The organism is Shewanella frigidimarina, assembly GCF_003797125.1.
Lineage (GTDB): Bacteria > Pseudomonadota > Gammaproteobacteria > Enterobacterales > Shewanellaceae > Shewanella > Shewanella frigidimarina.
Genome location: NZ_RKKE01000014.1, coordinates 1 through 20,804 on the forward strand (window position 1 = coordinate 1; position 20,804 = coordinate 20,804).

Genomic DNA, 20,804 nt, shown 5'->3' on the forward strand with positions numbered 1-20,804 from the left:
TCGATACCACAGTAGTATGGATGTGAGTTATTATAAAATCTCATTGAGCTTTCTCCTGTTGGTTTAGTCACCTTAAGCATACCGCTGATGCGGCTTGCTAGGGAGGGGGCTCAATGAGTATCAAGGCGTTCAAACGGACAAAACAGTTGGCTGTTTCACTCCGTTCACAATTTTAGCCAACAATTTTTTGCCGCTTAACGTGGCGTTATAAAGCCAAAGGTAACGGATGAACCTCGAAGCACTTTACGAAGAATATATCCAAGCAAAATCGCTAATAGATAAGAATGAAAGCCATCACCTTGTCCGCAAACTTGTAGGCAAAATCGCTTCTAATTTTCCAAAAGACAATCCTCATTCGTTAGCGTGGTTCACTTCAGCTTTAGTTCATCCTGATAAAAAGTGGTTTGTAGTAAAGCTTTTGGAAAAAGTTAACCCCATACCTAAAGCTCTCTTTGATGATTTAGTGTTAGCCGCATTAACTGAGCATGATCCAAGTTTTAATAAATGGTTTATCGAACCATGCGTTAAGTCATTTGGTTGTGAACCTGTTAAATCAAAAATCATAGCTTTTGCATCACACCCTCAAGTAATTGAAAATGAAGGTGTAAATAAAGTAATGTATTGGGTTCGGTGATAGGTTTTATAACAAGCGCATTAAGCACGGGACTGCTAACAGTTTGCTCGGTTCCGCTTCGCTTCACATTTTAGCAAACTATTATCAGCCCCTTATGCGGGCGTTGAACTAAGCCGCTGGGCGGAGCTAAATGCTGACTTAATCGTGTGTATTAACCTCATTGAATCAGTTAGACTTAGAAAAGATGTGATGGAGCACTATAATGACAAGGGAATTGCAATTGAACACATACAAATCAAGCCTCATAATCAATTCAAAATTGATCTACAGCCGAGAGCAGGCATCAAAAAAAGCAAATTCCTTTAGCATAAAGCGTACCCATTAACCTGGACTCGGCAATGGCCAAGTCAAACAAGCGGTTTGTGCTATGCAAACAGCGCAACGCATAAATACTATAACGTTATATATTGTAGTCGCGAGCATTAATCCCAAGTGTTCATGGATGTTTTATGGGAACTTAAATAAAGGAATAATCACTATGAAAAGATATATATTGGTTATAATCGCTACAATTATGCTTGCAAGTTGTGCAAGTAATCAGGTTGGGCTAGAGAAGCACACAGGCTTTACTGAATTACCATTCCCAAGTAATGCGTTTAAATCAGGACAAATCGTAGAAATATACTCTAACCCGCGCAAAGTTGAAATTACATTTCAGTCAGATATACCTTGGGATCAAGCTACAACATCTGAAGGTTGGAATATCTCAAGTGCTGAAACCAGTACTATTAGGGCTACTCTTGCAACTGAAATAAGTAAAATCCTAAAAGGAAAGTATGAATTTGCTTCAACAGAAAATATTCAGGTAGATTTTACTAATACTAAAACAACTGTAGTCGCAAAAAATACAATTTATACTGCTATTAAAGCAGGTCTAAAAGATAACTCTGATTTAGTAGATCTGATTGCGACATACATGGATGACGGTACTCATTTTGATGTTATCACGACAACATTAAGTGCTAATGTCAGCTTTACTCTTGTTGATGCTTCTAAGAATGCAGTAGAAATTGACTCAGAGGTTATCCAAAAATTAAACTCAGATTTTAATATTGATTTCAATCAATCTGATGGTAGTAAAAAAGTAATTTCTGGTTCTAATTTAGTTATTGGTATCCATACTGATCCAAAGCTAATTAGACTGTTGATGAAAAAACATAGCAAATAAGGAAAGGCCGAGCGCAAGTGCGTCCTTATTTCAAGTGTAGAACAAGCCCGAATGCTCACGTTTATTACCTACAAACAAAAATGGCTACTTGATGTAGCCATTTTTATGGGCGTTTAGCGGTGTTTTTAGCGTAAGCGGGCTTGTTTCTCTGCCAATCTTGCTAGTGTCGCGATTTGTTGGTTTGCGGCTTCACTGATTTCTAGCAATTGCTCAAGAGATAAAAAGCGGGGTTCGCGCATGTACTGCACTAATTTATCGCGGCTGGTGACAAACTGGTCATCATGTATCGGTTGTGAGCTCACTATTTTGCCGCCTTCCCATGTAAACATCATGCGCTGACGCTCAAACGGGTGTGTCGTGCGGCTAAGTCGCTTTTGGGCTTCGTTGAAGGCATTAATGAAATTGATCTTGAGTTCGGCAGCTTTGGCACCGGTAAAGCCCATCACTAAAAACATAAAACCGTCTTTGGTCAGGTGGTAACACTTTAAATCACGTGTTGTTGCACCAACCTGTTGATTTTGCACGTTACACCAAAAATGGTTGGACGTAAATTCGTGTGGCGCATCTTTTAAAATAGTCTCTATTTTACGCAATACATGGTGGTGCAGTTTGCCAAAATAATCAGCGACGATCAGTGAATTGGTAATGGTTTGTTGGCCGTTAATAAAGACCAATTGCGCAGGGTAGTTTTTAGACTGTTGTAAGTTCATGGGTGACACTCCTGTGTTCGAGAGTAATCATCACCAAACGGTACTAATCATTGGGTGATGAGCTGAGCAAGGTTAGTACTACCGCCACAGGAACGGCCAGCCAAATGGCTGCCTCACCCAGCCCACCATAGTAGTGGTGCGCCGAGTCACGCAATAAAAAACCAGCACGAAAGGCTGGCGACAATTGCGCCTGTGATACTGCGGGGTACTAATCCCGGCATTGGATTTTGCCAATACCTGATTAGTATCGCCCCACTTAGGCGCATTTGTCAATTTTACTTATGAGTTATCAGTTAAGTGAGTTATCGATAACCCTTCAGCTATTTTATAAAGCTAACCGTTTGGCGGTTGTATTGTCCTGCTCTAATATGCTGATATTTTTGGTTTATTGCTTTAGTTTGATGTTGGCACTTTTAACGTGCAATTTAGGTTTTTTATTTGAGATGAAGAGTCATTAAATTGCTTTACTTCAAAGACATAGGAAACGTAGGATGATATTAATCAATAACTTAAACGGGCGGCTTTATCGGTCAATCTGTTCAATAAGCTATGTTTTCAAAGGAGTAGTGAGTGTTACCTAAAGAAAAAATATTGTTTTTTTGCGCATTTTTGGTCGCTGCATTTGCTGTAGTAACATACTTTTTCAACTTTCATTATGGTTTTTCTAGTGAAGCAGCTGACTGGGGAAGTTTTGGTAGTTATTTGGCTGGAACAATTACAATTCCATTTAGTATCGTAACGTTGTATTTTATATACAAAACATATGTGGCTACTGAAAATACTTTAACAAGCAATTTGATCTCAATTAGAACTTCTGAAGCTCATGACGCAATACGTGAAGCTTCTAATTTTGTAGAACAATCGCTAGATAGTACTGTTTTATTTCAAGAGAACGAAGTTACCTTTAGAGACTTACACAATGATTTGTCAAAGTTTAAGCATGTTCCAACGCTTATAGAAACAGATCATATTTTCAAACATCGTTATCGAATTTCTGTAGCTAAACCTATTCTTTGTCTCTATGATTTTTTAAACGCAGCAGAAAGCCAATTTGGAATAACGCCAACAATCAGGTTCTACAAAATACGTTATCAGTGGCTTATTAATTTACACAATGAACATAATCTTCAAGAAATAAACATGCCAAAATTTGGTATTACTTCAAAAAATATTGAAGATTACTTCTACAATATTGAGTGAAAACATAACAAGAAATTCCAGCAGACGCCTACGGTGCAGCTGAATACGCCGCTGAACTAAGCCGCTGCACGGAGCCAAATCAAGCTTCAATTTACTGTATTAGTCTCATTGAATCAGCTAAACTAAAAAATGTGATGGAACACCACTATGAAAAGGAAATTGAAATTGAACAGATACAAATCAAGCCTCATAATCAATTCAACATTGCTTTGCAGCCCAGCGCCGGCATCAAAAAAAGCAGATTCCTATAGCATAAATGTGTAGCCATTAACCTGGACTCGGCAACAGCCAAGTCCAACAATCAATTAGTGGTGTAAACTGTGCCCCGCACAAATACTAAAACGTTATGCCTCGATTAATATCCAAATTTATGGAGTATAAATGAAAACAAAAATATTGAATCTTCAATTTGCTTTTTTTCTCAGAGACATTGTTGAGCGTCCTGATATTGATTTTGGTGATTTAAATGCAAAAATGCTCAATGTTTTTGATGCCATGCCGCAGATGATACCAACACCTAGGGAGTTACCACCTGAAGTCCCGGTGATAATACTAAGATCTAGCAGTGGGATTTATGGATGTAATATATCTAGGTCCAGAATCGATTTTACATTAGAGCGGACTGACGAAAATAAATCAAATACAGATATCTTAAAAGACTTTAATGCAAAAGTGTCAGGCTTGATAAAATACATATTAGAAAAACAAGAAATAGTTAGATTTGGCATGGTTGCGAGATATTTCCATAAAGATAATACTGCAAGCCGAACTCTACGAAATAAATACTTTACTAATGCTATTGATGGTTCAGAAGAATTAAGTCTTAGATATAATAAACAAAGCGAATCATTTGGTTATAAAATTAATGATATCCTCGAAATAAGTTCTGTTGAAGCCGTAACTAATGGAGTAGCGGAAAAAGGAATTCTAGTGCTTAGAGATATAAATAATAATCTAAAGCATGGGACTCACTTTGACCTTGAAACGCTATCAAAAATATCACAGAAGTACGCACCTAGACTTTCTGAAGCCGAGGTTGAGGGGTTAGTCAAATGAGTAGGGCTTCGACGTCCACTAATGCACCATACGCAGGGGCTACTTCATCATCTTCGCCAGCTTTGCCTCATGGTTATGTGCCAGCGCCGAGCCCACCACCAACTTCATCAGGAGAATCTGGTTTTAGCGTTAAAGAAATTATGATTTATGGTGGAGGCCTCGTGTTAACAGCAGTGGTAACTTACTTCTCTACGTTAATGTCTGTAAATTCCGATATATCAAATAATAGAGAAAATATATCTTTGCTCAAATCAGATGTTGCTTACCTTCAAAGAGACTTGGACGGCGCAGAAAAAGATATCAGTAAAAACGAAACGGCTTCTTCTAAAGTTGGAATTATTGAAGTAACGGTCAATGGCATACAGAAACAATTAGATGCCCACATAGGTTCGGTGAACGAAAACAAAAATACAACAAAATAGTGCTGATTTATTAGGTGTTTAATCTCAATTCACTATAGTTAACATAATCTGATTCAGCGCATTAAAGTCTATTGCCGTATTCTTACTTGCTGCAAATCACTTAACCGATAACTTTTATGGGCGAAACATGGCCACCCACGATTATTTTTACATTTGACGTTGGCACTTTTAACGTACAATTTAAGTTTTTTATTTGAGAGTAAGAGTCATTAAATTTTTTTACTTCAAAGACATAGGAAATGTAGGATGATATTAATCAATAACTTAAACGGGCGGTTTTATCGGTCGAGTCGTTCAGTAAGCTGTTATGTTTTTGGATACTTCATTGGCAATATATAATTATTTGATCGATCCAATCGGAAAGTATTCAATCGAAGATCATTTGGTTCAAGGAACTGTCGATTGGGACTGGGTTAATGATTGGGCTAAATCCCATAACTTACCACTGCAATTAATTACTTCTATAAAATCAGTATCAAATGAAAATGGTACTTCACCTGAATTTGCAAAAAACATTGGTGACTTTTTATATGTAGAATTTATTTATGATAAAAATACAAGCGAACAACAGATTAAGTATTTTTTTGATATTATTTTTGTAAAGAAACGATTGGAACCTAATCAAATAAATTTTTTATTTTCTGAATTTTTAAATAAAAATGTAGATGAATGGGAAAAAGAAGTGCACAAAATGGTGAACATTAATCACTTTTAATGAACATAGAAAATATAACAAGGCCATCAACCATCGTCACTACGTGGCTGGACAGCCTAAAGCGCGCTCCGCGCACGGCTGCCGGTTATGGCGGCGTTAATTTCAACTCTCTATAGTTCGCATAATGTAATTCAGTGTGTTAAAGCGCTAGTGCGCCAATTCTTAAATGTTGGTAACTCACTTAACCGATAACTTTTAAATCAAATCTAGAAGTTATCGGTTTTACATATCACACAAATGCAATTCGACCAACGCCATATGTGGCGTAAAACACGCCATATATGGCGTATTTTCACCGCTGAAAACCGGTACAGTTTATATAAGCTTGATACCACTGCGTAACTGGCTTTGCTTCCTCTTAGGTTACATCACCGCCGTTGGGCTCCTGTATTGGAGCCCTTTTTTTGCTCATATTTACCAGGAGCTGCATGAATATTAAAACTAGGCTTTTGGCGCTGGGGTTTACTGGTGCCATTCTTACGGGCGGTGTGTTAGTTGCTACGGGTGAAGGTGAAGTATTACGCACCTATGTTGACCCTGCCGGTATTGAAACTGCCTGCTTTGGCCAAACTGGCCATAACATTAAACTTGGCATGGTGTTCACTAATCAGCAGTGCTTAGACATGCTGGCAACCAGCCTTAAAAGCTTTGACCGTGAATTGGTTAAACTCACCCCGCCATTAAGCGAGGGTGAGCACATTGCCTATTTGAGTTTTATTTACAATGTTGGGGCCGAAGCTTTTGGGGCTTCTACGCTGCGTAAAAAGTTGTGGGCAGGTGACCGCGTTGGCGCATGTAATGAGTTGCCGAGGTGGATTTATGCCAAAAAGAAAAAGTTACCTGGCTTAATTAAACGCCGCTCAAATGAGCGGCGTTATTGTTTGAGGGATTTGTAATGTTTAACGACTTTAAAACCACAGTGCTGTTATGCATTGTCATCATTTTAGCCACGGTAGTTGCTGTTGGGGCGTTAGGCATTACCTCACTCAAAGCTAAAAACGGCACGTTAAGCCATGACTTGTTGCAATCGCAAGTTAGCGTGGATGCGTTACTGAGCAGCAACGCTAACAAAGATGAACGCATCAAAACGCTTGAACGTGATTACCGTATTATCACCGAGCTAAACACCTCGCACCGTAAGCAAGTAGCCGATCTCCAATCGACGTTAGACCACAAACTAGCACGTGCTAATCAGCTAAGGACATCAAACCATGAGCCAACTAAAACATGGGCTAATACTGATTTGCCTAGTGATGCTGTGCAGCTGCTCAAGCAAACCGATTGTCAAAGTGGTGACACTGACCAAAACGGTTTATGTGTTACCGCCCCCTGATTGGCTTGAGCTTTGTGATAACCCACGTTTTATTGGGTTCTCAAATCTGGATTTACTTAAACACTCACTTACCCAAACTAATGCGCTAGCAAGTTGTAATGCAAACATGCTGCGCCTACAACAATGGCGGCAGCAATATGAGCATAACGACTGACCTAAGTGCAAAACTCACCTCGTTATTGTCTTACATTGCCTCGTTTTTTACCGCTGCAGGCAGTTATGTGAACGATATGGATATTGGGGTGTTAGTCGGCGTGTTGTGTGCTGTGTTTACCGCGTTTATTAACTGGTTTTATAAAGACCGCCAGCGCCAGCGTGCGACATTAAAAAGTGAGCGTGAAGCCAGAATACAAGCGCTGCAAGAGCAGGTGTTGCTTAAACAATTGCAGCATATTGAAGAAGAGCGATGTAGCCATGTGTTAGACGATATTCACAAGGACTAGCTAATGGCACGTATTCAAACACCCGACGCCGAGCCAGTGCTACTGAATAAAACCGACCTGTGCAAAAGTTTGGGTATTAGTACCCAGGCGTTCGATAAATGGGATGTGCCGATCACCAGTAAAAAAGGCCGTGAGTGTTTGTACACCATGAGCGACGTGGTGGGTAACCGCGTGGCCAATGAGCGTAAAAAACATGTAAGCAATCCAACGCCCGAAGATAACGACAAGCCCAATATCGAGTTTGAGCGTTGGCGCTTAATCAAAGCTCAAGCCTACGGCCAAGAGCTTAAAAACGAAAAAGACGGCAAAGAAGTGGTCGAGGTGACCTTTTGCTCATTTGTGCTGAGTCGCATAGCTGCGCAAATATCGCCAGTGCTGGACCAAATACACATTCGTGTAAAACGTAAATTCCCCGATATGCCCGAACGCACCATAGACGCTATTCGCGCCGAAGTGATTAAAAGCCAAAACACCGCCGCTGAACTGGCCAACGGCATTGAGGATTTATTAGATGAATATATCAGAAGCACAGATTAAAAATTTGAAAGCTGCTGTCGCTGCAGGTCTTAAATCGTTTTATCGTCCACCTATGTTGACCTGTAGTGAATACGCAGACACGCATTTTTATATGTCGTCTGAATCGTCGTACACCGAAGGTAAGTGGGAAAGCCTACCGTTTCAAATCGGCATATTGAATGCCATGGGTAACGACCAAATCACCACGCTGAACATTATGAAGTCAGCGCGTGTGGGTTACACCAAAATGCTCATGGCCAATGCGGGTTACAAGATAGAACACAAAAAACGTAACGTGTTGATATACCAGCCGCGTGACGGTGCCGCCAAAACGTTTATGAAAAAGCACGTTGAAACGGCAATACGTGACATGCCGATTTGGAAAGCCTTAGCGCCGTGGATTGGCCGCAAACATAAAGACAGTACCTTAGAAGATAAAATTTTTACCAACGGTAAAACCTTAATGGTGCGTGGTGGTACTGCCGCGGCTAACTACCGTGAAATATCAACCGATGATGTTATTTACGATGAGTTAGCCGGTTTTGATGAGTCAATCGAACACGAAGGTAATGCCACCTCGTTAGGTGATACCCGTGTTGAACTGTCGTTGTTTCCTAAATCGATACGGGGTTCAACGCCTAAAGTATTAGGTACCTGCCAAATTGAAAAAGCCTGTAGCGAAAGCCAATACCAATTTAGATTCAATTTGCCTTGCCCACATTGCGACGAGCTGCAGCATTTAAAGTGGGGCGGTAAAACTGAACCCTTTGGTATTAAGTGGCAAGGTAGCGACCCAAAAACCGCTTATTACGTTTGTGAACACTGCGGTTGCTGCATTGAAAACAATCAACTGCACGACATGGAAGAACACCCAAGTGCTTTATGGATATGCGACAAAACGGGCATTTACACCTCAGACTTTATTTCGTTTTTCGACAAAGACGGCGACGACTTTTTAACGCCCGAAAATATCTCGATTTATATCTGGTCGGCCTATAACACGCTTAACAGTTGGGCCAAGCTAGTCACCGAGTTTTACAAAGCTAAAGGCGATAAAGAAAAGTTACAAACCTTTGTTAACACCAAATTGGGCCAGCCGTGGGACAACGACAACGGCGAACGCATTGAGTGGGAAGACTTAGGCCGCAGGCGTGAAATGTACCCCAACGGTAAAATGCCCGATTGGGTAGTGTATGTTACGGCGGGTGTTGATACCCAAGACGACCGTTATGAAGGCCGTGTTTGGGGGTGGGGTGCAGGTAAAGAGTGCGCCTTAATCGATAGGTTTATTTTGTATGGCGACCCAGCCAGCCAAGTGCTACTCGATAAAGTCGCGCTGCGCTTAAACCAAAGTTACCCCCGTAACGACGGCATTGTGTTGAGCATTGGCACAACGTGTTGGGATTCGGGCGGCCATTACTCCGATACCGTTTACTCAATGAGTAAAAAGCTGGGTTTGTTCCGCGTGGTACCCATTAAAGGCGCCAATATATACGGCAAGCCGATTGCCAATTTCCCGCGCAAGCGAAGCAACAAAGGTGTGTATTTAACCGAGGTGGGTACCGACAACGCCAAAGAGTTGATTATGGCCATGATGCGCACTCAACCCAGTGTTGATACGCGTACACCTGGTGCCATTCATTTGCCACTGAACGACAGCATTTGTGATGACACCGAACTGCAACAGTTAACGTCTGAACGAAAATTGCCGACACGCCGCGACGGTCGCATTGTTTATCGCTGGGAAGCTGGCGGCAGACGTAACGAAGCGCTCGACTGTTTTGTGTATGCCTTGGCTGCGCTGTATATCGCCATTGATCGCTTTGGCATTAATCTCGAATCGCTCAGTAAAGTGATAACAACCGACACTCAAAACGAAGCATCAACCGATGAATCCCTCAAACCTAAAAAACCGAAAAAGAGCCAAGCCAATGACTGGTTAAATGGTGGTTCGGCTAAATCAGGAGGCTGGCTGTAATGTCAAAGCAAGAAGCGGCAGACATGGTCGCGCTGTATATCGAAGCCGAAAAAGATGTGTTGGCGGGTAAGTCCGTCAGCATCAACGGCAAAATGATGAGTACAGAAGACCTGGAACAAATTCGCAAAGGCCGCATGGAGTGGCAGCGCACCTTAAGCATGTACACCCGCCCACGGGGTACCACACTCGCCCGATTTGGATAGGAATCAATATGAGCATTATTAACGATGCACTGTCGTATTTATCCCCTGGCTGGGCGCTAAAACGACAGGCGGCTGCAATGAGCTATCGCAACCTTAAAGGTTACGAAGCTGCCAGCCCAAGCCGAACCCATAAAGCCAATAAAGAGGGACGCGGTGCTAACCAAGCAGTATTTGCAGCAGGTAAAAGCTTGCGTGAACAGGCACGATGGTTAGACGAAAACCACGACCTTAGTATTGGTATTTTAGACCGCATGGAAGAACGGGTTATTGGTGCCCAAGGAATTGTGGTTGAGCCACAGCCCCGCAGTATTAGTGGTGAAATACTCGACGAACTGGCCAATGATATTCAGCGTCGTTTTGCTGCATGGTCAATAAAGCCTGATGTAACAGGGCGCTACACTCGGCCAGAGCTTGAACGCTTAGTGCTACGTACCGCATTGCGCGACGGTGAAGTATTCGGCCATCAAGTGCGTGGCAAGGTGGCTAAGTTTGGTCATCCCAATCCGCAAGGCACGCAATACAGTATTGAAGCGTTAGAGCCTGATTACATTCCGTTTGAACTTAACGATGTATCAACCCGCGTTCGACAAGGGTTAGAGGTTAATGGTTGGGGGCAGGTGGTTAATTACCATGTGTTGTTTGATCACCCGTCTGACCAAATTGGCTTTCGCTACAAAACTAAAGCCGTACCCGCAAGTAACATGCTGCACCTTGGCATGTTTAAGCGTTTGCACCAGCTGCGCGGTATCAGTATTTTTCACGGCATTTTAACCCGCCTTGGCGACATTAAAGACTATGAAGAGTCTGAACGGGTAGCCGCTCGTATTGCTGCAGCGTTAGCGTTTTACATCAAACGTGGTGACGCCAGTATGTTTGGCCTAGATGGTGATGCCAAAGCTGACCGTGAAATCAATATTGCACCAGGCATGACCTTTGATGATCTCGCTGTTGGTGAAGATGTCGGCATGATTGAGTCAAATCGCCCCAACGTGCATTTAGTCGATTTTCGTAATGGCCAGTTAAAAGCCTGTGCTGCGGGTACCCGTGGCAGTTATTCAAGTATTGCCCGTGACTATCAAGGCAGTTACTCAAGCCAACGCCAAGAGCTGGTTGAGCAAGACGAGTCGAACCGCATTATGCAGCAATGGTTTTGTGCCGGTTGGGCGCGGCCTGCGTTTCGTAACTGGTTGGAAATGGAGTTAATGAACAAGCAAGACCCTATAACCCTGCCGCCAGACCTAGACACCCGCACCTTGTTTGATGCGGTGTATTATGGGCCCACCATGCCATGGATTGACCCCCGCAAAGAATCCCAAGGTTGGGAAATGATGATAGCCGGTAATGCCGCCACCGAGGCTGACTGGGCGCGAGCTCGTGGCCGTAACCCAAGCGAAGTTAAACGACAACGTCAACGTGAGGTGAAGTTTAACCGCGAAAACGACATGGTTACGGGTAACGACCCAGAGCCACAAAACGGAGAAACCCCAAGTGAAAAAGACAAAACTAAGTCTAGCCGTGGCCGCCATGATGCTAATGCCAAGCGCATCAGCGAGCTTGACCGAGAGTAAAGAAAAACGCGGTATCTACAGCATGAAAGGTGCTGCAAATGGCGTGGTCGAATTGATTTTATATGGCGATGTTGGCTGGGATTTTACCGCCAAACAAATCGCCACTGACCTACGCGCAATGGGCAAAGTGTCGCAGATTAACGCTTACATTCAATCGGGTGGCGGCGATGTGATGGACGGCATGGCCATTTATAACATTCTGGCTCGCTGGCCTTGCCAAAAGTCGATTTGTATTGAGTCGGTTGCTGCTTCTATGGCCAGTGTTATTTGCATGGCATTCGACACCGTGATTATGCCGTCCAATGCCTTTTTGATGATCCACAGTAATTGGGGCGGTGCAGTTGGTACCGCTGATGATTTACGTGAATACGCAGACTTGCTCGATAAGTGGCGCTCAAGCATGGGCAAGGCTTATCAAGATAAAGCCGGCGGCAAGTTAAGTGATGAACAGCTAGGACAATTTTTTAAAGAAGACACTTGGTTGTCTGCACAAGAAGCGGTTGCTCTTGGGCTAGCAGATGAAGTGATAGAACCGATGCAAATGGCTGCATCAATTAATTTTAAACGACTGAAGGACTTTAATAATATGCCTAAAGCATTACAAACCCTGCTAGCACAACAGGGCAATATCGGTGCTACCACCCCAAATTCGCCTGCGCCAGCAGCTAATCCACCAACACCCGCTGCATCGGTACCAGCACCCGCGGCACCGTCGCAAGCTGATATTCAAGCTGCTGCCATTACCTTTAATGCAGAACGTATTAGCGGTATTAATGCCGCGTTTGCTACGTTCCCGCAATTAGCTGAACTTAAAAACAGCTGTATTGCTGATGCCAACATCAACGCAGACAAAGCCAAAGACATGATTTTGGCTAAGCTTGGCGAAGGTGTCACGCCATGCGCCGTACAGCCTAAAAGTGTCATTATTCATGCCAGCAACGGTAACATTGTGGGTGACTCAATTCGTGCGCAATTAATGGCACGAGCAGGCCATGAAGCGGCACAAAAAGACAATGGCTATGGTAGCTATAACTTACGTGAACTTGCTCGTGCATCGTTAGCTGACCGTGGTATTGGTTGTGCCGGTATGAACGTGATGCAAATGGTGGGGTTAGCGTTTACTCATACCTCGTCTGATTTCGGTAACATCATGTTAGATGTGGCCAATAAGTCAGTATTAAAAGGGTGGGCTGAAGCGGCTGAAACCTTTGAACGTATAGCCAAAAAAGGTCAGTTAAGTGACTTTAAAGTGGCGCATCGTGTTGGCATGGGTGAGTTTAAAAGCTTACCGGAAGTGAAAGACGGTGCTGAATACAAGTACATTACTGTGGGTGACCACGCTGAAAAGATTGCCCTAGCAACCTACGGGGGCATTTTCACGTTAACACGCCAAACGGTTATCAACGATGACATGGACATGTTAATGGGCGTACCGATGAAAATGGGTAAAGCCGCTAAGCGCACTATTGGTGATTTGTTTTGGGCTGTGTTAACCAAAAACGCCAAAATGAACGACGGCAAAGCTTTGTTCCATGCCGATCACGGTAACTTGGCATCGGGTGCGCCAAGCGTTGAAGCATTCAGTATTGCGGCTGAATTAATGGAATCGCAAATGATTGGCGAATCACCATTAAACATCATGCCAGCATTTGCATTGGTACCGCCAAATCTTAAGCGTGCGGTGCTGCAAATCATTCAGTCAACGTCGGTTAAAGGCACTGATGCAAACTCAGGTATTGCTAACCCAATCCGCGACTTTGTTGAAGTGTTGTCAGAGCCACGTTTAAAAGCGAAAAGCGATAAAGAGTGGTACTTATCAGCAGCTCAAGGTGAAGACACAATTGAAGTGGCTTACCTTGATGGTATCGACACGCCATACATTGAACAGCAACAAGGTTTCACTGTTGATGGTGTTGCAACCAAAGTGCGTATTGATGCCGGTGTTTCACCACTTGATCACCGTGGATTGGTTAAATCAACAGGTGTATAAGGCAGTGGTAAACCTAAAGCCTTTTACAACAACAGGGTCGCGAACTCGCCATGAGTAAGCGGCCTTTTTAATGGCAAATTTTTAACGTAATTGGGAAAAACCTTATGAAAAATTGTGTAGCAGATGGCACTACCATCGACTTTATCGCCACGGCAGCAGTTGCTAGTGGTGACCCAGTATTATTAGGTAAAGTGGTTGCCGTGTCGCTTGGCAGTGTTGCTATTGGTGAAGCGGGCGTAGGTGCAACCGAAGGGGTGTACGAGTTGCCAAAAGTGACCGCCGATGACATTACCCAAGGTGGGCAGGTGTATATAAAGGCTGATGGCATGATCACTAGTGTTGCATCAGGCAACACCTTAGCCGGTAAAGCTTGGGCCGATGCGGCTAACCCAAGCGATACAGTATGGGTAAAAGTTAATGCCTAGCTTGGCATCGGTATTTGCTGACCGAGTAAATGCCAAAATAGCTCGGGTGTTTCAACGCTTGGCTGACCCGTGCGAGTTTGCCCCAATGGATGGGGCAACACCTTATAACCGTTTGGTTTCGTTAGATGATAACGGCAGCGAAATTGCCGCATCGTCTAATGAGTATGTGCCCGAGTTAATCATGCGTGCTGAGTTCTTACTCACCGAGGGTGATGTTAATTCCGGTGATGTATTCACCATTAACGGTGCAGAGTGCCGCTTAACGCAACGGGTTAGCACCGACTCGGTATGTGTGACTTATATTTATATTCAACTTTAAGGCGACATCATGGCGTTAACAATGACAGGCTTTGACGCCGTAAATCGCGAGCTTAAACGCATGCGTGATGCGCAGTCGCCAGCCATTGAAAAGGCAATAGATGATGCCGCTAAATTTGGGAATCAACTCGCTGTAGATGAAATATTCTCAAAGTACGGCTTTAAGTCTAAGTCGTATGTAGAGCAGCATTTCAGTGTCAGCATTAACTCCAAAACCCTTAGGTCTTACATCAGCGCAAGGATGCGCCCCAGCACCTTAACCCGTTTTGCCAGCCCACGTTATAAAGTGGGTAAGCGGGCGGCAAGGGTCGCCGGTGGCTTTAGCATAAACGTTATTCGCAATAAGCCCGTGTGGTTTAGTGGTGCGTTTACTGTCATTGGCCGCAACGGTAATCAACTTATGTTTAGTCGCAAAAAGGGTGATAACTCTTGGCGTGAACTTAACGGACAAAAAGCGTTATACGGCCCTTCAGTGGCAGGCAGCTTTGGCTTTATGCGTGACGATTTAGAACCACCCATTATTGCCCATCTGCGTAAAAAATATGGCCAATACGCTAAGTAGTCTTTTACCAGGCATCGAGGTACCCATGATCCAAACTATTTTAGACCGACTCAAATTGGTTGACGGTGCAACTGTGCGCGAAGGGTTTTACACCCAAGGGCTGGCAAAAGAACAACAGTTTATTTTTTTGCAGCCTTACACCGATTTGTTTGGTGCTAAAAACGGGCTAGATAAATACCGTGATGAAATTGCCTTACAAGTGGTAGCCGGTATCAATTTAAGTAAATCAACCGAACCCACCGCCGAACTAATCAACTTAGTTCGAGACATTCGCACTGCCTTTTTTAAAGACGAGCGTAACACTGAAAAACCCTCGTGGTTGCTTAGTTCTATCAGCTTTAAAGAAGCTGAACCCTGTAAATACATTATGCCCGAAGCCCATGAAAAACATGGTCTGGCGGTCATTACCTTAACCCTTGTTCATTTAGTTACATTTGGAGATAAATTATGAGCGAAACCGTAACCGAAAGTTACATCGGCTCAGGCATTGTGTATGTCAATGGCCGCGATGTTGGTAACGCCAGTGGCGTAAAAATCGACATCGAGCAAGAAACCAAAGAGCAGCCTAACTATCGTGGCGGTGGCGGTAATGCCGCTGAAATCACTAAAGTGAAATCGGTAAAGCTATCGATGACATTAAACGATTTTAGTAACGCCAACTTAGCATTGGGCTTGCGCGGTAAAGTTGAAGTATTAACCGCCGGTGCTGTCACCGACGAAGTGATTATTGCCATATTAGATGGTTTAGCCGACACCGCTAAAATGATTGATACCACTATCCCGCCAGTTGTCACTAATGCCGCAGGTTCAACTACTTACGACGTTGATGTTGATTATGTTGTTAGTGCCGGTGGTATTCGTGCATTAAGCTCCGGTGCTATTACTGCAGCAGAATCGTTAAAAGTCAGTTACACCAGTAAAGCGGGTAACGCTTTGCAAGCACTGGTTGAGTCAGGCGCTGAGGTCAAAGTGATTGTTGATGGCGTCAACGATGCCACGGGAAAACCTTACACGCTTAAGTTCTACCGCTGGAAGCCTAGCCCAACATCAGGCCTAGATTTGATCGGTGACGACTTTGGTTCGTTCGACATTGAAGGTGGCGTATTGGCCAATACGGCAATCGTTGCAGCAGGTAAGTCTAAGTTCTTTGTGCGTAGCGCAGCGTAAATCGTTTTACCCCAACAACCCACAGCACTTTCTTACTACTTGAGTGTTGTGGGTTTTTTATTTTATTTTTTAACGCTAATTTGGTGATGTATGAGTTTTAAAGACCAAGTCATTAACCTGATCATTCAGGGCAAAGATTTATTTTCCAGCGAAGCCAAAAAGTCTGAAAAGGCTGTTGCCGAGTTAGCGTCAGAAAGCGAAATTTTAAATGCCCGTTTAAAAGAGTTAGAAGATTTACAAGGTGCGGCTGACTCAATTGATGGTTTAACCGCATCAATCAGTAAAGGTGAAAAAGCTTATAAAGATAACTCGGTTGCACTCGACAAGTTAGTCACTGAACAAAAGGCAGCAGTTAAAGAATTAAAACAACTTGAGGCTGCTCAAAAGGCGGCTGAAGGTTCAACCAATCAACTTGAGCAAGAATACAATCAAGCTCAAGCCGCATTAGTTAAATATGAAACCGAGTTACAACAAGCCCGGGTTGAAGTCGCAAAGCTCAGCACCGAACAACAGCAAGGTGCCACGGCCAGCAAAGAACAAGCTGCCGCATTAACCAAAGCCAGTACTGATTTACAAAAATTAACTAACGAACAAACCAGCGCAAAAAATGCAGCCGCCGAACTGGCAACCGCATTAGATACCCAACGCCGAGAACTGCTTGAGGTTAGTGCCGCGACTGACGATGCTAGTCGAAATAAAGCTGATTACACATTAAAGGTTAAAACCGCTCGCACCGAGGTAAACCAGTTAGCGAGCAGTATTAACAAAAACAAAACTGAATTAGACAAAAACACCGCGAGTTTAAAAAATGCCGGCATCAGTACGGATAAGTTGGCAGATGCCAGTAAAGATTTAAAGCAGCAACAAGTCGCCGCTGAGACAGCGTTAAGCGGTGTTAATAACAAGCTTGAACGCCACAATAAGTTATTAACCGAATCGAAAAAACAAGCCGGTGATTTTGGTGGCAGCATTAAAAGTGCAACTGTCTCATTGGTTGCCATGGCCGGTGCCTACATTGGTGTCGATAAGTTATGGGAAAGCCTAAAGTCGATCTTAACCGCAGGGGATGAAGCAAAAGCCTTTGGTGTGCAAATGAGCGCCATGATGGGCAGTATTGCTAGTGGTGAACAAGCGACAAAATGGATTAAAGACTTTGCCAATAATACCGGTACCCGTTTAGATACCGCTAAAAAAGCCTTTGCCTCATTGAAAACATTTGGCATTGATCCAATGAATGGATCATTGCAGTCGATGGTTGATTACAATGCACGTTTAGGTGGCAGCCAAGAAAAATTAGAAGGGATTATTTTAGCGGTTGGCCAAGCATGGGCTAAGCAGAAACTGCAAGGTGAGGAAATATTACAGCTGGTTGAACGCGGCGTACCCGTGTGGGACTTGCTTGAAAAAGTCACCGGTAAAAACGTGACGCAGTTGCAAAAAATGAGCGCAGCAGGCGAGTTGGGCCGCGACGTCATGAAGCAACTGTTTGACGAAATGGGCAAGCAAGCCAACGGCCAGGCTTCAAAAAGCTTAGACCTGTTGGGTGGTCAGATTAATTTAATCTCAAACAAGTGGACCGAGTTTAAGCAAATTATTGCCGATTCTGGCGCGTACCAGGTGGCGGTTGATTTACTTAAAGACATTAACACAAGGTTTGATGAATTAAATAAAGGCGGGAAGATAAAGGAAGCCGCACAGGATATCAGTGATTTTTTTACCACCATACTCAAGGATGGTGGCGATAGCATCAAAGCCACACTAGAAAATATTACCGCATTCACAACGGGTTTAAATGTTGTTTCTGGTAGTTTGCGTGCGTTATTCAATGGCTTGTCGCTCATGGTATCCGCTTTTGGTGCTGCGGTTGCTGGTGCGTTTGCCATGTTCCCACTAGGTATGGCAAAAGCGCTGAGTGTTTTTGGTGATAATGCTCTATCAAATAAATTCCAAGAAGCAGCTGATGGCTTGTTATCTATAGCTAAGGCGTATGTTGAGCAAGTTAAACAAGATGCTAAAGATGTTGCGACCGCGCTTAAACAAGCCGGTGTAGATATTCAAAGTGATTCTGATGACACGACAAAAACACAGGTTGAGAATGCTGAAAAAGTTAAAGCAGCCATGCAATCACAAGCTGAGGCACGCTATAGCGCTTATCAAAAGGATGTTGCAACCAGTGAGAAGTTATCAGGCTTAGCTCAAAAAGAAGTTGATGATTGGAAGGCTCGACAAAAGGCTGCAGAAGACCATTACACCAAACTGAAAAGTAGCGGTACCGCTACGTTAGAGGAAATTGAAGCAGCCGAAACAAGGTATGGTAGTGCCACCTTAAAAGTAACTGATTTGTTGGTTGCTCAATCTTCTGCCCAGCGTGATTTAACCGATTCGCAATTAAAGCTAAATGCGGCGACTGTGGTTTTTCTATCTGCTCAAAGCGAACTTGCCGACAGAGAATTAAGCAAGGTTCGCGATGCTTACATCGAGGGCTCTGCATCAGTTGAGGACTATGAAAAAGCCCAAGCTAAAGCGAAAACTGCAGCAGAGGCATTAGCCAAAGCGCAAGGTGAATTGGTTAACTCAACAGACGCACAGACAAGGGCTGTTAATGATTATGAAGCGGCGATGGAGCAAGCCAATGTCACTACATTAAAGTCGCTGCAAGATTTAGCGGCCAAAGCAAAAACAGCCTATGACCAGACTAGTGAAGCCATTAAAAATGGCGTCGGCTCAACTTATGACGCTGAGCAAGCCTTTTTAAAATATGCGGACGCATCGATAAAAGCCGCGGCGGCTGGTGATAAGCAGGTCGAGGCCAGTATTCGTCAACAAGCTGCTAATCTTGGCTTGAGCGATAATATTGAGGATTTAATAAAGCAGTATTATCGGCTAAAAGACTCGCAAAAGGATTTGGTTGATGATGTTAATAATACTGAAGACCAAGTAAACAATGCGAACCAAGGCATTGGCACTACCATGGAAAACACCATGGGGGTGGTGGTTAAAAGTTCGCAGCAAGCCGGTTCTGCATTAGCCAGTGTTGCCAAGTTCTTCACCGATTATTTAAAAAGTGTTACAGCTGAAGTCGCTGAACTCAGCACAGGTGCTGTAGCTTACTTTAAGTCGATACTGTATGGCCAAACGCTATTAACTGACTCAAGCAGTGAACTAGAGAAAACCATTAAGATTTACAAAAATCTAAGTGGTGAGATTGGTGATCTGCTTGATGTGCAAGCCAAGTCAATCGATTTTACTGGCATTAGTAATTTTGCCCGTAAAGCCGAGATAGCCGGTAAGCAAGCGCAGGCGGCCTATTATGGCCAACGCATTGAACTGTTAAAAATGGTTGATGCCCTTGATGCTGCCGAAAGTGGCAACATTGGCTTAATCAATAGTGCCGAACGTGCGGCTAACTCAATGAACTTGATGAACGATCAAGACTTGGGAGTGCTGCGCACGGCCATTGATTCGGCTAAATCGAGCATGGACTCATTACGTGATAGTGCTCAATCAACCCTCGATACGTTGCAAGATGAACTAGACGGTTATCTTGGTCGCCAGGATGAAATCGAAAAGCGTCGTTATCAGCAAGAGCTAGCCGATATTAAAACCCAGTTAGCTCAGGCTGAATCAACGGGCGACAAGACACTAATCACCCAACTAAGAGAAGCCGAAAAAACGCTAAACAAGGTTTACGCTTATCGCACCGCCGAAATCAAAGCCCAGCAAGACGCTAGCGAAAAGCAAGCCATTAGCGACGCTGCTACCACCAAACAGCAATCTACCGCCAGTGCTGTGCAAACCAATGTGACCACCCAAACCCAGCCAACCACTACAACCGCCGCGAATAGTAGCGACACCGTAGTGCTGCAGCTGCAAGTGGGTAACCGCACGTTTGATGCACAAACCAAGCGCAGCATTGTGAATGAACTTGTGGCCGAGATTAAGCGTTTGCAGTCGGTGGGTGGTTAGCCGCTCGTTTGCAGTAACCCAAAATAAAGAGGCGCTATGTTTAACACCACTATCGACACCATTGTGTTGACTGAACCACTGCACTGGCTAAACCGCAATAACACCCAACGGGTTGCAGCCAATATGAAGCGGGCACTTAACGGTGCCCCGCATATTCAGCAAACCATTATCCCTGCAGGTATTGCGTTAGAGCTTGGCAGTAAAAACGGTTGGATGCCCCGCAGTGAGTTTGAGCAACTGCAAACCCACGCGGCCACCACATTAACCGAGTTTACGATTAACCACGACGGCAGTGACATTAACGTGATGTGGGATAGCACTCAAAACAGCGTGATCACTGGTGACGATGTTGATGACCAATTGGGTGGGTATCCGTTGCTGACAAACGTGGTATTACGATTTTTAACGCTGTAACTCTTCCTCGCTTATT

At 43.8% G+C, this 20,804-nt stretch carries 24 protein-coding genes; 22 read left to right on the forward strand and 2 right to left on the reverse strand.

Annotated features, from left to right (window positions below):
* Positions 1-226 precede the first annotated feature (226 nt).
* Positions 227-634 carry a hypothetical protein gene (locus EGC86_RS20575; protein ID WP_123778857.1) on the forward strand — a complete coding sequence of 136 codons (408 nt, stop codon included), beginning with the start codon at positions 227-229 and terminating at the stop codon, positions 632-634.
* Positions 635-1,112: 478 nt separating this feature from the next.
* The gene (locus tag EGC86_RS20930; protein ID WP_165872474.1) at positions 1,113-1,802 is read left to right on the forward strand and encodes a hypothetical protein; all 690 of its coding nucleotides are present in this window, start codon (positions 1,113-1,115) and stop codon (positions 1,800-1,802) included.
* A 125-nt stretch (positions 1,803-1,927) separates the two neighbouring features.
* Here the strand turns inward: EGC86_RS20930 and EGC86_RS20580 are convergent, their stop codons facing one another.
* On the reverse strand, positions 1,928-2,512 hold the full coding sequence (locus EGC86_RS20580; protein WP_123778858.1) for a Rha family transcriptional regulator: 585 nt from the start codon (positions 2,510-2,512) through the stop codon (positions 1,928-1,930).
* A gap of 43 nt (positions 2,513-2,555) precedes the next feature.
* Positions 2,556-2,696 carry a hypothetical protein gene (locus EGC86_RS21115; RefSeq protein WP_245423190.1) on the reverse strand — a complete coding sequence of 47 codons (141 nt, stop codon included), beginning with the start codon at positions 2,694-2,696 and terminating at the stop codon, positions 2,556-2,558.
* A gap of 386 nt (positions 2,697-3,082) precedes the next feature.
* Here EGC86_RS21115 and EGC86_RS20585 point away from each other — a divergent pair, with 386 nt between their 5' ends.
* The 20 genes from EGC86_RS20585 (at position 3,083) to EGC86_RS20675 (ending at position 20,788) form a co-directional block, all read left to right on the forward strand.
* Positions 3,083-3,712: a hypothetical protein gene (locus EGC86_RS20585; protein ID WP_123778859.1), complete on the forward strand. Its 630-nt coding sequence runs from the start codon at positions 3,083-3,085 to the stop codon at positions 3,710-3,712.
* Positions 3,713-4,093: 381 nt separating this feature from the next.
* Positions 4,094-4,768 (forward strand): hypothetical protein, encoded by a 675-nt coding sequence (locus tag EGC86_RS20590; protein WP_123778860.1) that lies wholly within the window; start codon positions 4,094-4,096, stop codon positions 4,766-4,768.
* The gene (locus EGC86_RS20595) at positions 4,765-5,190 is read left to right on the forward strand and encodes a hypothetical protein (RefSeq protein ID WP_123778861.1); all 426 of its coding nucleotides are present in this window, start codon (positions 4,765-4,767) and stop codon (positions 5,188-5,190) included. The genes EGC86_RS20590 and EGC86_RS20595 overlap by 4 nt, the downstream gene beginning before the upstream one ends.
* 325 nt (positions 5,191-5,515) lie before the next feature.
* Positions 5,516-5,905: a hypothetical protein gene (locus EGC86_RS20600; protein WP_123778862.1), complete on the forward strand. Its 390-nt coding sequence runs from the start codon at positions 5,516-5,518 to the stop codon at positions 5,903-5,905.
* Between the two features lie 428 nt (positions 5,906-6,333).
* The gene (locus EGC86_RS20605) at positions 6,334-6,801 is read left to right on the forward strand and encodes a lysozyme (protein ID WP_123778863.1); all 468 of its coding nucleotides are present in this window, start codon (positions 6,334-6,336) and stop codon (positions 6,799-6,801) included.
* The gene (locus tag EGC86_RS20610; RefSeq protein WP_123778864.1) at positions 6,801-7,238 is read left to right on the forward strand and encodes a hypothetical protein; all 438 of its coding nucleotides are present in this window, start codon (positions 6,801-6,803) and stop codon (positions 7,236-7,238) included. Before EGC86_RS20605 ends, EGC86_RS20610 begins: the two co-directional genes overlap by 1 nt.
* Positions 7,159-7,392 carry an Rz1-like lysis system protein LysC gene (gene lysC, locus EGC86_RS21250; protein WP_425376055.1) on the forward strand — a complete coding sequence of 78 codons (234 nt, stop codon included), beginning with the start codon at positions 7,159-7,161 and terminating at the stop codon, positions 7,390-7,392. The genes EGC86_RS20610 and lysC overlap by 80 nt, the downstream gene beginning before the upstream one ends.
* The gene (locus tag EGC86_RS20615) at positions 7,376-7,681 is read left to right on the forward strand and encodes an HP1 family phage holin (protein ID WP_245423191.1); all 306 of its coding nucleotides are present in this window, start codon (positions 7,376-7,378) and stop codon (positions 7,679-7,681) included. Before lysC ends, EGC86_RS20615 begins: the two co-directional genes overlap by 17 nt.
* Before the next feature lie 3 nt (positions 7,682-7,684).
* The gene (locus tag EGC86_RS20620) at positions 7,685-8,218 is read left to right on the forward strand and encodes a terminase small subunit (RefSeq protein WP_123778866.1); all 534 of its coding nucleotides are present in this window, start codon (positions 7,685-7,687) and stop codon (positions 8,216-8,218) included.
* Positions 8,193-10,175 carry a phage terminase large subunit family protein gene (locus EGC86_RS20625; RefSeq protein ID WP_123778867.1) on the forward strand — a complete coding sequence of 661 codons (1,983 nt, stop codon included), beginning with the start codon at positions 8,193-8,195 and terminating at the stop codon, positions 10,173-10,175. The genes EGC86_RS20620 and EGC86_RS20625 overlap by 26 nt, the downstream gene beginning before the upstream one ends.
* Positions 10,175-10,378 (forward strand): hypothetical protein, encoded by a 204-nt coding sequence (locus tag EGC86_RS20630; protein ID WP_123778868.1) that lies wholly within the window; start codon positions 10,175-10,177, stop codon positions 10,376-10,378. Before EGC86_RS20625 ends, EGC86_RS20630 begins: the two co-directional genes overlap by 1 nt.
* 8 nt (positions 10,379-10,386) lie before the next feature.
* Positions 10,387-11,946, forward strand: a complete 1,560-nt coding sequence (locus EGC86_RS20635) for a phage portal protein (protein WP_123778869.1) — start codon at positions 10,387-10,389, stop codon at positions 11,944-11,946.
* Positions 11,867-13,936 (forward strand): ClpP-like prohead protease/major capsid protein fusion protein, encoded by a 2,070-nt coding sequence (locus EGC86_RS20640; RefSeq protein WP_245423192.1) that lies wholly within the window; start codon positions 11,867-11,869, stop codon positions 13,934-13,936. Before EGC86_RS20635 ends, EGC86_RS20640 begins: the two co-directional genes overlap by 80 nt.
* 104 nt (positions 13,937-14,040) lie before the next feature.
* A complete protein-coding gene (locus tag EGC86_RS20645) occupies positions 14,041-14,361 on the forward strand; it encodes a DUF2190 family protein (RefSeq protein WP_123778870.1) in 321 nt (106 codons plus the stop codon).
* On the forward strand, positions 14,354-14,680 hold the full coding sequence (locus EGC86_RS20650; protein ID WP_123778871.1) for a hypothetical protein: 327 nt from the start codon (positions 14,354-14,356) through the stop codon (positions 14,678-14,680). The genes EGC86_RS20645 and EGC86_RS20650 overlap by 8 nt, the downstream gene beginning before the upstream one ends.
* A gap of 9 nt (positions 14,681-14,689) precedes the next feature.
* Positions 14,690-15,241: a hypothetical protein gene (locus EGC86_RS20655; RefSeq protein WP_123778872.1), complete on the forward strand. Its 552-nt coding sequence runs from the start codon at positions 14,690-14,692 to the stop codon at positions 15,239-15,241.
* A gap of 25 nt (positions 15,242-15,266) precedes the next feature.
* On the forward strand, positions 15,267-15,692 hold the full coding sequence (locus tag EGC86_RS20660) for a hypothetical protein (RefSeq protein WP_123778873.1): 426 nt from the start codon (positions 15,267-15,269) through the stop codon (positions 15,690-15,692).
* Positions 15,689-16,408: a phage tail tube protein gene (locus tag EGC86_RS20665; RefSeq protein WP_123778874.1), complete on the forward strand. Its 720-nt coding sequence runs from the start codon at positions 15,689-15,691 to the stop codon at positions 16,406-16,408. Before EGC86_RS20660 ends, EGC86_RS20665 begins: the two co-directional genes overlap by 4 nt.
* Positions 16,409-16,498: 90 nt before the next feature.
* Positions 16,499-20,374: a tape measure protein gene (locus EGC86_RS20670; protein WP_123778875.1), complete on the forward strand. Its 3,876-nt coding sequence runs from the start codon at positions 16,499-16,501 to the stop codon at positions 20,372-20,374.
* A gap of 36 nt (positions 20,375-20,410) precedes the next feature.
* Entirely contained in the window at positions 20,411-20,788 is a 378-nt protein-coding gene (locus EGC86_RS20675) for a hypothetical protein (protein ID WP_123778876.1), read from the forward strand.
* Positions 20,789-20,804: the final 16 nt, after the last annotated feature.

Coding starts and splice junctions, on each gene's coding strand:
- EGC86_RS20575 (WP_123778857.1), top strand. CDS start 227: ATGAACCTCGAAGCACTTTACGAAGAATATATCCAAGCAAAATCGCTA.
- EGC86_RS20650 (WP_123778871.1), top strand. CDS start 14,354: ATGCCTAGCTTGGCATCGGTATTTGCTGACCGAGTAAATGCCAAAATA.
- EGC86_RS20675 (WP_123778876.1), top strand. CDS start 20,411: ATGTTTAACACCACTATCGACACCATTGTGTTGACTGAACCACTGCAC.
- EGC86_RS20645 (WP_123778870.1), top strand. CDS start 14,041: ATGAAAAATTGTGTAGCAGATGGCACTACCATCGACTTTATCGCCACG.
- EGC86_RS20605 (WP_123778863.1), top strand. CDS start 6,334: ATGAATATTAAAACTAGGCTTTTGGCGCTGGGGTTTACTGGTGCCATT.
- EGC86_RS20630 (WP_123778868.1), top strand. CDS start 10,175: ATGTCAAAGCAAGAAGCGGCAGACATGGTCGCGCTGTATATCGAAGCC.
- lysC (WP_425376055.1), top strand. CDS start 7,159: ATGCTGTGCAGCTGCTCAAGCAAACCGATTGTCAAAGTGGTGACACTG.
- EGC86_RS20595 (WP_123778861.1), top strand. CDS start 4,765: ATGAGTAGGGCTTCGACGTCCACTAATGCACCATACGCAGGGGCTACT.
- EGC86_RS20665 (WP_123778874.1), top strand. CDS start 15,689: ATGAGCGAAACCGTAACCGAAAGTTACATCGGCTCAGGCATTGTGTAT.
- EGC86_RS20625 (WP_123778867.1), top strand. CDS start 8,193: ATGAATATATCAGAAGCACAGATTAAAAATTTGAAAGCTGCTGTCGCT.
- EGC86_RS20660 (WP_123778873.1), top strand. CDS start 15,267: ATGATCCAAACTATTTTAGACCGACTCAAATTGGTTGACGGTGCAACT.
- EGC86_RS20610 (WP_123778864.1), top strand. CDS start 6,801: ATGTTTAACGACTTTAAAACCACAGTGCTGTTATGCATTGTCATCATT.
- EGC86_RS20670 (WP_123778875.1), top strand. CDS start 16,499: ATGAGTTTTAAAGACCAAGTCATTAACCTGATCATTCAGGGCAAAGAT.
- EGC86_RS20580 (WP_123778858.1), bottom strand. CDS start 2,512: ATGAACTTACAACAGTCTAAAAACTACCCTGCGCAATTGGTCTTTATT.
- EGC86_RS20620 (WP_123778866.1), top strand. CDS start 7,685: ATGGCACGTATTCAAACACCCGACGCCGAGCCAGTGCTACTGAATAAA.
- EGC86_RS20615 (WP_245423191.1), top strand. CDS start 7,376: ATGAGCATAACGACTGACCTAAGTGCAAAACTCACCTCGTTATTGTCT.
- EGC86_RS20635 (WP_123778869.1), top strand. CDS start 10,387: ATGAGCATTATTAACGATGCACTGTCGTATTTATCCCCTGGCTGGGCG.
- EGC86_RS20930 (WP_165872474.1), top strand. CDS start 1,113: ATGAAAAGATATATATTGGTTATAATCGCTACAATTATGCTTGCAAGT.
- EGC86_RS20590 (WP_123778860.1), top strand. CDS start 4,094: ATGAAAACAAAAATATTGAATCTTCAATTTGCTTTTTTTCTCAGAGAC.
- EGC86_RS20655 (WP_123778872.1), top strand. CDS start 14,690: ATGGCGTTAACAATGACAGGCTTTGACGCCGTAAATCGCGAGCTTAAA.